This is a genomic window from Streptomyces camelliae, assembly GCF_027625935.1.
GTDB classification, from domain to species: domain Bacteria; phylum Actinomycetota; class Actinomycetes; order Streptomycetales; family Streptomycetaceae; genus Streptomyces; species Streptomyces camelliae.
Map to the genome: position 1 here is coordinate 3,885,237 of NZ_CP115300.1, position 10,102 is coordinate 3,895,338.

5 protein-coding genes are annotated in these 10,102 nt (G+C 70.7%); 1 reads left to right on the top strand and 4 read right to left on the bottom strand.

Translation table 11 applies throughout. The annotated features are described in order from the left end of the window. Positions 1 to 3 precede the first annotated feature (3 nt). The gene (locus O1G22_RS17610; RefSeq protein WP_428986372.1) at positions 4 to 2,769 is read left to right on the top strand and encodes a fumarate reductase/succinate dehydrogenase flavoprotein subunit; all 2,766 of its coding nucleotides are present in this window, start codon (positions 4 to 6) and stop codon (positions 2,767 to 2,769) included. 33 nt (positions 2,770 to 2,802) lie between these two features. On the opposite strand, the gene recQ is transcribed toward O1G22_RS17610, so the two are convergent. From recQ to nuoL, 4 genes are all read right to left on the bottom strand, one after another. Beyond that, on the bottom strand, positions 2,803 to 4,791 hold the full coding sequence (gene recQ / locus O1G22_RS17615) for a DNA helicase RecQ (protein ID WP_270082212.1): 1,989 nt from the start codon (positions 4,789 to 4,791) through the stop codon (positions 2,803 to 2,805). A gap of 181 nt (positions 4,792 to 4,972) precedes the next feature. Then, entirely contained in the window at positions 4,973 to 6,622 is a 1,650-nt protein-coding gene (nuoN, locus tag O1G22_RS17620; protein ID WP_270082213.1) for an NADH-quinone oxidoreductase subunit NuoN, read from the bottom strand. Next, positions 6,619 to 8,190, bottom strand: a complete 1,572-nt coding sequence (locus tag O1G22_RS17625) for an NADH-quinone oxidoreductase subunit M (protein ID WP_270082214.1) — start codon at positions 8,188 to 8,190, stop codon at positions 6,619 to 6,621. Before O1G22_RS17625 ends, nuoN begins: the two co-directional genes overlap by 4 nt. A 5-nt stretch (positions 8,191 to 8,195) precedes the next feature. Then, positions 8,196 to 10,091, bottom strand: a complete 1,896-nt coding sequence (nuoL, locus tag O1G22_RS17630) for an NADH-quinone oxidoreductase subunit L (RefSeq protein WP_270082215.1) — start codon at positions 10,089 to 10,091, stop codon at positions 8,196 to 8,198. Positions 10,092 to 10,102: the final 11 nt, after the last annotated feature.

Genomic DNA, 10,102 nt, shown 5'->3' on the forward strand with positions numbered 1-10,102 from the left:
CCGGTGACCACCCCCGCCACCACTCCTCCGGAGATTCCCGCCGTCACCGACGCCGAGGAGCTGACCTGCGACGTCCTCGTCATCGGCGGCGGCACCGCCGGCACCATGGCTGCCCTGACCGCCGCCGAGCGTGGCGCGGACGTCCTGTTGCTGGAGAAGGCCCACGTCCGTCACTCCGGCGCGCTGGCCATGGGCATGGACGGCGTCAACAACGCGGTCGTCCCGGGCCGCGCCGAACCCGATGACTACGTCGCCGAGATCACCCGCGCCAACGACGGCATCGTCGACCAGTCCACCGTCCGCCAGACCGCCACGCGCGGTTTCGCGATGGTGCAGCGGCTGGAGTCGTACGGGGTCAAGTTCGAGAAGGACGAGCACGGAGAGTACGCGGTCCGCCAGGTCCATCGCTCCGGCTCGTACGTACTGCCGATGCCAGAGGGCAAGGACGTCAAAAAGGTCCTCTACCGGCAGTTGCGGCGGCGCGAGATGCGGGAGCGGATCCGGATCGAGAACCGGCTGATGCCGGTCCGGGTCCTGACCGCCGAGGGGCGGGCCGTGGGCGCCGTCGGCTTCCACACGCGCACGGGCGCCTTCGTCACCGTCCGCGCGGGCGCCGTCATCCTCGCGACCGGCGCCTGCGGCCGGCTCGGCCTGCCCGCCTCCGGCTACCTCTACGGCACCTACGAGAACCCCACCAACGCCGGTGACGGATACGCCATGGCCTACCACGCGGGCGCCGAGCTGACCGGCATCGAGTGCTTTCAGATCAACCCGCTGATCAAGGACTACAACGGCCCGGCCTGCGCCTACGTCGCCAACCCCTTCGGCGGCTACCAGGTCAACCGGCACGGCGAGCGGTTCGTCGACTCCGACTACTGGTCCGGGCAGATGATGGCCGAGTTCGCCGCCGAGGTGGCCGGCGACCGCGGCCCGGTCTACCTCAAGCTCAGCCATCTCCCCGAGGAGTCGGTCTGCGCCCTGGAGTCGATCCTGCACTCCACCGAACGCCCCACCCGGGGCACCTTCCACGCCGGACGCGGGCACGACTACCGCACCCACGACGTCGAGATGCACATCTCCGAGATCGGCCTGTGCGGCGGCCATTCCGCCTCCGGTGTCCGCGTCGACGACCACGCCCGCACGACCGTCCCCCGTCTGTACGCCGCCGGGGACCTCGCCTGCGTCCCGCACAACTACATGATCGGCGCGTTCGTCTTCGGCGACCTCGCGGGCGCGGACGCCGCCCAGTACACGGCGTACGAGGGCGAACTTCCCGCGGACCAGGTGCGCGAGGCGCACGAGCTGATCTACCGCCCGCTGCGCCACCCGGACGGTCCGCCGCAGCCCCAGGTCGAGTACAAGCTGCGCCGCTTCGTGAACGACTACGTCGCACCGCCGAAGTCCGGAGCGCGGCTCTCCCTCGCCCTGGAGGCCTTCGAGCGGATGCGCGCCGACATCGCCGCCATGGGCGCCCGCACCCCGCACGAGCTGATGCGCTGCGCCGAGGTCACCTTCATCCGCGACTGCGCGGAGATGGCCGCCCGTGCCTCCCTCGCCCGTACCGAGTCCCGTTGGGGCCTCTACCACGAGCGTCTCGACCACCCCGGCCGTGACGACGCCTCCTGGTTCCACCATCTCGATCTGCACAAGTCCCCCTCTGGTGCCATGGAGTTCACGGCGCGTCCCGTGGCTCCCTATCTGGTTCCGGTCGAGGAGTTCGCGCCCGTCGGCGGTCCCTCCCGACGGATCGGCGAAGTCCGTCCGGAGCACGTGGCCACGGCCGGGCTGCGTGAGGTGGCGCCGGTCGCCGCAGGACCGGCCTCTGCGCGTGCCAGCGTCTCCGGCGAACGGGCCGGCACCCAGGGCACCGCCTCGCCTCGGCTCCTCCAGCTGCTGGAGCTGGCCGAGACGGAGCCCGAACTCGTAGCTCTGCAGCCCTACTTGACGGACACCGATGCGGCTGTCCGCCGTACGGCCGTCTCGGTCCTCACCGAGACCGTGCCGCCCGGCACCGGGCAGGCCCTGGCCGGCGCCCTCGCCGATCCCGATGCCGAGGTCCGCGCGTCCGCCGCGGCCTCGTTGCGCGAGCTCGTCGAGACCCTGCCGCCCGAACCCGCCCTGGGCGCCGCCCTCACCGGTGCGCTCGCCCAGGCCGATCCGGTGGTCCGGGCCGCCGCGCTCGATGTGCTGCGCGCCCTGCGGCTCGGCGAGGCCGGTGTGTTCGCGGCGGCGCTGGCCGACCCCGACGTCGGCGTCCGCACCGAGGCCGTACGGGCGCTGGTCTCGGTCGACGCCGTCCGGCCGTTGGCCGGTGCTGCGGACGATCCCTCCCGGGAGGTCCGGGTCGGCGTGGCCAAGGCGCTGGCCGCTGTCGGTCCGGCGGCGCCGACAGCGGCCGACCGGCAGTTGCTCACGGCCACGCTGGACCGTCTCACCGAGGACCCCGATGCCCTCGTACGCGGTGCCGCATTCGGTGCGCTGGCCGGCACCGGCTGCCCGCCGTCCCTCGCCGCCCGCGCCGTGGCCGCCCTGTCCGACCCGGCCTGGCAGGTCCGCTCCGGCGCCGCCACCGCGCTGTCGGCCGGGGCCGCCGACGTCGCCGTACCCGCCCTGGCCAAGGCCCTGGCCGACCCCAACGCCGACGTGCGCAAGGCTGCCGTACTCGCGCTGACCCGGCACCGTGCCACGGCGGAGGCCCGTGTGGCTCTCGCCACGGCGACGGCCGACTCGGACGCGGACGTCAGGGCCTACGCGGCGCGGGGGCTGTGACGCTCGCTCCCCGCATCGCCCCGGACGGGCCCGCTACATCCAGTCCTCCGGCTCCGGTTCCTCGTCGGGCTCCGGCCAGTCGGCATCGGGTACGGCCCCGGCGGCCGGGGCCGGGCCCGACGGACTGTCCAGGGAAGCCAGCACCGCCAGCACGCCCTCCCCGTACGTCGCCAGCTTCTTCTCGCCGACGCCGCTCACCGTGCCCAGCTCGCGCACCGAGGTGGGTCTCAGGGTGACGATCCCGCGCAGGGTGGCATCGTTGAAGATGAAGTACGGCGGGACGCCCTGCTCACGGGCCTGTTCGGTGCGCCAGGCGCGCAGGGCCTCGAAGGCGGGCAGCAGTTCGTCGGGCAGTTCGGCCGCGGCTGCCTTGGCCTTGCTGCCGCCGGACGCGCCGGCCGACCGCGACCGGGCCACGGCCGGCTTCTCCGGTTCCTTGCGCAGCGGCACCTCCCGCTCCTGCCGCAGCACCGAACCGCTCGCCTCGGTGAGCACCAGCGTGCCGTACTCCCCCTCGACCGCGAGCAGTCCCTGGGCCAGCAGCTGCCGGATGACGCCCCGCCACTCGGCCTCGCCGAGGTCCGTTCCGATGCCGAAGACGGACAGCTGGTCGTGGTCGAACTGGATGACCTTGCCGGTGCGCTTGCCGAGCAGGATGTCGACGATCTGCACGGCGCCGAACTTCTGCCCGCGCTCGCGCTGCAGCCGTACCACCGTCGACAGCACCTTCTGCGCGGCGACCGTGCCGTCCCAGGTCTCCGGTGGGGTGACGCAGGTGTCGCAGTTGCCGCAGCCCGCCGGATCGGGGTCCTGGCCGAAGTAGGCCAGGAGCTGGCCGCGGCGGCACTGGGCCGTCTCGCACAGCGCGAGCATGGAGTCCAGGTGGGCGGAGGCACGGCGGCGGAACGCCTCGTCGCCTTCGCCGGACTGGATCAGCTTGCGCTGCTGTATGACGTCGTTCAGGCCGTACGCCATCCACGCCGTGGACGCCAGTCCGTCTCGGCCCGCGCGGCCGGTCTCCTGGTAGTAGCCCTCGATCGACTTGGGCAGGTCCAGGTGGGCGACGAACCGGACGTCCGGCTTGTCGATGCCCATGCCGAAGGCGATGGTCGCCACGACGATCAGGCCGTCCTCGCGCAGGAACCGGGACTGGTGGGCGGCGCGCGTGCCCGCGTCCAGGCCCGCGTGGTACGGCACCGCCTCGATGCCGTTGGCGGTCAGGAACTCCGCCGTCCGCTCGACAGAGTTGCGTGACAGGCAGTACACGATGCCGGCGTCGCCGGCGTGCTCCTGCCGGAGGAAGGCGAGCAGCTGCTTCTTGGGGTCGGCCTTGGGCACGATCCGGTACTGGATGTTGGGCCGGTCGAAGCTGGCGACGAAGTGGCGGGCTGTCGGCAGGTTCAGCCGCCGGGTGATCTCCTCGTGGGTGGCGCGGGTGGCTGTCGCGGTGAGCGCGATCCGCGGGACGTCCGGCCAGCGCTCGCCGAGGAGGGACAGCGAGAGGTAGTCGGGGCGGAAGTCGTGGCCCCACTGGGACACGCAGTGCGCCTCGTCGATGGCGAAGACGGAGATCTTGCCGCGCGAGAGCAGATCGAGCGAGCTGTCCAGGCGCAGCCGCTCCGGGGCCAGGTAGAGCAGGTCGAGCTCGCCGGAGAGAAATTCGGCCTCGACCAGGCGGCGCTCGTCGAAGTCCTGCGTGGAGTTGATGAAGCCGGCGCGGACGCCGAGGGCGCGCAGGGCGTCCACCTGGTCCTGCATGAGTGCGATCAGCGGGGAGATCACCACGCCCGTACCGGGTCTGACCAGGGCCGGGATCTGGTAGCACAGCGACTTGCCGCCGCCGGTCGGCATGAGGACGAGGGCGTCGCCGCCGGCCACGACATGCTCGATGATCGCTTCCTGCTCGCCCCGGAACGCCTCGTATCCGAAGACCCGGTGCAGCGTGGCCAGCGCCTCGCTGTCGGCCGCGCCCGGCCCCTCGGTCACCTGTGGCATCTCGCTGATCCCGCCCGTCGCTTCCATGGTCCTGTCCCCCGCCGGTCCCCCGTGTGTCGTCTCTCGACCGCTTCCTCCACGATAGGGGCCCGCACCGACAGCCACGGAGTTATCCACAGGCTCGCCCCGTTCCCCGGGCCGTACAGGCCGCTGCCCGGCACCCGCCTTCTGCGGGAGGTGCCGGGCAGCGGCCTGTACGAGCGGAGTGTCAGCGTACGAAGACTCCCGCCTGGCCGGCCAGGTTCAGGAAGTACTGCGGGGCCACGCCCAGCACCAGCGTCACCGCCACGCCCAGGCCGATCGCCGCCGTGGTCAGCGGGGACGGTACGGCGACCGTCGGGCCCTCCGGCTTCGGTTCGCTGAAGAACATCAGGACGATCACGCGGATGTAGAAGAACGCGGCAATGGCCGAGGAGATCACACCGATGACGACCAGCGGGGCCGCGCCACCGGCCGCCGCCGCCTTGAACACGGCGAACTTCCCGGCGAAGCCGGAGGTCAGCGGGATCCCGGCGAAGGCCAGCAGGAAGACCGCGAAGACCGCCGCCACCAGCGGGGAGCGGCGGCCCAGGCCCGCCCACTTCGACAGATGCGTCGCCTCACCGCCCGCGTCGCGCACCAGCGTGACCACCGCGAAGGCGCCGATCGTCACGAAGGAGTAGGCCGCCAGGTAGAAGAGGACCGACGAGACACCGTCCTTCGACGTGGCGATGACACCCGCGAGGATGAACCCGGCGTGCGCGATCGACGAGTACGCCAGCAGTCGCTTGATGTCGGTCTGCGTGATCGCGACGATCGCACCGCCCAGCATGGTGATGATCGCCACCGCCCACATCACCGGCCGCCAGTCCCAGCGCATGCCCGGCAGGACGACGTAGAGCAGGCGCAGCAGCGCGCCGAACGCGGCCACCTTCGTCGCCGCGGCCATGAAGCCGGTCACGGGGGTGGGCGCGCCTTGGTAGACGTCGGGCGTCCACATGTGGAACGGCACCGCGCCCACCTTGAACAGCAGGCCCATCACGATCATGGCCCCGCCGATCAGCAGGAGCGAGTCGTTGCCCATGGTGTTGGCGAGCGCCGGGTCGACGTTGGTGACCGTGCCGTCGACGACCTGCGCGATGCGCCCGTACGACACCGAGCCCGCGTAGCCGTACAGCAGGGCGATGCCGAACAGGGTGAACGCCGAGGCGAACGCGCCGAGCAGGAAGTACTTGACCGCGGCCTCCTGCGACATCAGCCGCTTGCGGCGGGCCAGCGCGCACAGCAGGTACAGCGGCAGGGAGAAGACCTCCAGGGCCACGAACAGCGTCAGCAGGTCGTTGGCCGAGGGGAACACCAGCATGCCCGCGATCGCGAAGAGCAGCAGCGGGAAGACCTCTGTCGTGGTGAAACCCGCCTTCACCGCCGCTTTCTCGCTGTCGCTGCCGGGCACCGACGCGGCCTGCGCCGCGAAGGAGTCGACGCGGTTGCCGTGCGCGGCCGGGTCCAGGCGCCGCTCGGCGAAAGTGAACAGGGCGACCAGGCCGGCCAGCAGGATCGTGCCCTGCAGGAACAGGGCCGGGCCGTCGACCGCGATCGCGCCCATCGCCGCGATGTGCGCCTTGGTGGTGCCGTAGCCGTCGGCTGCGAGCGCGACCACCGCGGCGAACGCGGCGCACAGGGCCACGACGGACACGAACACCTGCGCGTAGTAGCGGGACTTGCGCGGGACGAACGCCTCGACCAGCACGCCGACCAGCGCGGCACCGACGACGATCAGCGTCGGCGACAATTGTCCGTATTCGATCTTCGGTGCCGGGATCTTCGAGATCGGGTCGGCCGCGGTTGTCCACAGGCTGTGGACGGCTGTTGTGCTCACTTGGCCGCCTCCACCGAGGGCTTGGGGTCGGTCTTGTGTACGTCGGACATGGTCTGTTTGACCGCCGGGTTGACGATGTCCGTGACGGGCTTCGGGTAGACGCCCAGGAAGATCAGCAGCACGATCAGCGGGGCGACCACCACCAGCTCGCGCGCGCGGAGGTCGGGCATCGCCGAGACCTCTGGCTTCACCGGGCCCGTCATCGTCCGCTGGTACAGCACGAGGGTGTAGAGCGCGGCGAGGACGATGCCGAAGGTGGCGATGATGCCGATCGCCGGGTAGCGCGTGAACGTGCCGACCAGGACCAGGAACTCACTCACGAACGGCGCGAGGCCCGGCAGGGAGAGGGTGGCCAGGCCGCCGATCAGGAAGGTGCCGGCGAGCACCGGGGCGACCTTCTGCACACCGCCGTAGTCGGCGATGAGCCGCGAGCCGCGCCGGGAGATCAGGAAGCCGGCGACCAGCATCAGCGCGGCCGTGGAGATGCCGTGGTTGACCATGTAGAGCGTGGCGCCGGACTGGCCCTGGCTGGTCATCGCGAAGATGCCCATGATGATGAAGCCGAAGTGCGAGATCGACGCGTACGCCACCAGGCGCTTGATGTCCCGCTGGCCGACGGCGAGCAGTGCGCCGTAGACGATGCTGATGAGCGCCAGGACGAGGATCACCGGTGTCGCCCACTTGCTGGCCTCCGGGAAGAGCTGGAGGCAGAAGCGGAGCATCGCGAAGGTGCCCACCTTGTCGACGACCGCGGTGATCAGGACGGCGACCGGGGCGGTGGCCTCCTGCATGGCGTTGGGCAGCCAGGTGTGCAGCGGCCACAGCGGCGCCTTCACCGCGAAGGCGAAGAAGAAGCCGAGGAACAGCCAGCGTTCGGTGCTCGTCGCCATGTGCAGCGAGCCGTTCGCGCGCGCGTGCGCGATCTCCGCGAGGCTGAAGTTCCCGGCGACCACGTAGAGGCCGATCACCGCGGCCAGCATGATCAGACCGCCGACCAGGTTGTAGAGCAGGAACTTCACGGCCGCGTACGACCGTTGCGTCGAGGCGGCTTCCTCGCCCTGTGCGTGGGCCCGGTCCCCGAAGCCGCCGATGAGGAAGTACATCGGGATGAGCATGGCTTCGAAGAAGATGTAGAAGAGGAAGACGTCGGTGGCCTCGAAGGAGATGATCACCATCGCCTCGACGGCCAGGATCAGCGCGAAGAAGCCCTGAGTGGGCCGCCACCGCTTGCTCCCGGTCTCCAGTGGGTCGGCGTCGTGCCAGCCCGCGAGGACGATGAACGGGATCAGTACGGCGGTCAGCGCGATCAGCGCCACCGCGATGCCGTCCACGCCCAGCTCGTACCGCACCCCGAAGTCCTTGATCCAGGCGTGGGATTCGGTGAGCTGGTAGCGGGCGCCGCCCGGGTCGAAGCGGACCAGGACGGTGATCGCCAGGGCGAGTGTGGCGAGCGAGACGACCAGCGCCAGCCACTTGGCGGCGGTGCGTCGCGCGGCCGGTACGGCGGCCGTGGCGACGGCCCCAACGGCCGGGAGCGCCGCTGTCGCTGTCAGCAGAGGAAAGGACATCGGTATCAGACCGCCCTCATCAGCAGGGTCGCGGCGACCAGGAGTGCCGCACCGCCGAACATCGAGACCGCGTAGGAGCGGGCGAAGCCGTTCTGGAGCCGGCGCAGCCGCCCGGACAGGCCACCGAAGCCGGCCGCCGTGCCGTTGACGACGCCGTCGACCAGGGTGTGGTCGACGTACACCAGGGAGCGCGTCAGGTGCTCGCCGCCACGGACCAGGACCACATGGTTGAAGTCGTCCTGGAGCAGGTCGCGGCGGGCCGCGCGGGTGAGCAGCGAGCCGCGCGGGGCGACGGCCGGGACGGGCCTGCGGCCGTACTGCGCCCAGGCGATGCCGACGCCGATGACCAGGCAGACCATGGTCGCCCCGGTGACCGTCCAGGCGCTCACCGGGGAGTGTCCTTCGCTGTGCCCGGTGACCGGCTCCAGCCAGTGCAGGAAGCGGTCGCCGATGCTGAAGAAGGCGCCGCCGAAGACGGAGCCGACCGCCAGCACGATCATCGGGATCGTCATGACCTTCGGGGACTCGTGCGGGTGCGGCTCGTTGCCGTTCTCGTCCGGCTGCCAGCGCTTCTCGCCGAAGAACGTCATCAGCATCACGCGCGTCATGTAGAAGGCGGTGATGGCCGCGCCCAGCAGAGCCGCGCCGCCGAGGATCCAGCCCTCGGTGCCGCCCTTCGCGAAGGCCGCCTCGATGATCTTGTCCTTGGAGAAGAAGCCGGACAGGCCGGGGAAGCCGATGATGGCGAGGTAGCCGAGGCCGAAGGTGACGAAGGTGACCGGCATGTACGTCCTGAGGCCGCCGTACCTGCGCATGTCGACCTCGTCGTTCATGCCGTGCATGACGGAACCGGCGCCGAGGAACAGTCCGGCCTTGAAGAAGCCGTGCGTCACCAGGTGCATGATCGCGAAGACGTAGCCGATGGGGCCGAGGCCCGCGGCGAGGATCATGTAGCCGATCTGCGACATGGTCGAGCCGGCCAGCGCCTTCTTGATGTCGTCCTTGGCGCAACCGACGATCGCACCGAACAGGAGCGTGACCGCGCCGACGACGGTGACCGCCAGCTGCGCGTCGGGCGCCGCGTTGAAGACGGCTCCGGAGCGGACGATCAGGTACACGCCCGCGGTCACCATCGTCGCCGCGTGGATCAGGGCCGAGACCGGGGTCGGGCCCTCCATGGCGTCCCCGAGCCAGGACTGCAGCGGCACCTGGGCCGACTTGCCGCAGGCGGCGAGCAGGAGCAGCAGCCCGATCGCGGTGAGCCTGCCTTGGGAGGCCTCGGTCGCATGGCCGAGGACCGGACCGAAGGCGAAGGTGCCGTACGTCGTGAACATCACCATGATGGCGATCGACATCCCCATGTCGCCGACCCGGTTGACCAGGAAGGCCTTCTTCGCGGCCGTCGCGGCGCTGGGCTTGTGCTGCCAGAAGCCGATCAGCAGGTACGAGGCGAGACCGACGCCCTCCCAGCCGACGTACAGCAGCAGGTAGTTGTCGGCGAGGACGAGCAGCAGCATCGCCGCGAGGAACAGGTTCAGATAGCCGAAGAAGCGGCGGCGGCGCTCGTCGTGCTCCATGTACCCGACCGAGTACAGGTGGATCAGCGAGCCGACGCCCGTGATGAGCAGGACGAACGTCATCGACAGCTGGTCGAGGCGGAAGGTGACGTCCGCCTGGAAGCCGGCCACCGGGACCCAGCTGAACAGGTGCTTGATCAGGGTGCGGTGTTCGGCGTTCTTGCCGAGCAGGTCGGCGAAGAGGATCAGGCCGAACACGAAGGAGGCGGCCGACAGGAGCGTGCCGACCCAGTGGCCGACGCGGTCCAGGCGCCGGCCGCCGGTCAGCAGGACGGCCGCTCCGAGCAGGGGCGCCGCGATGAGCAGCGCGATCAGGTTCTCCACGATTCTTCCGA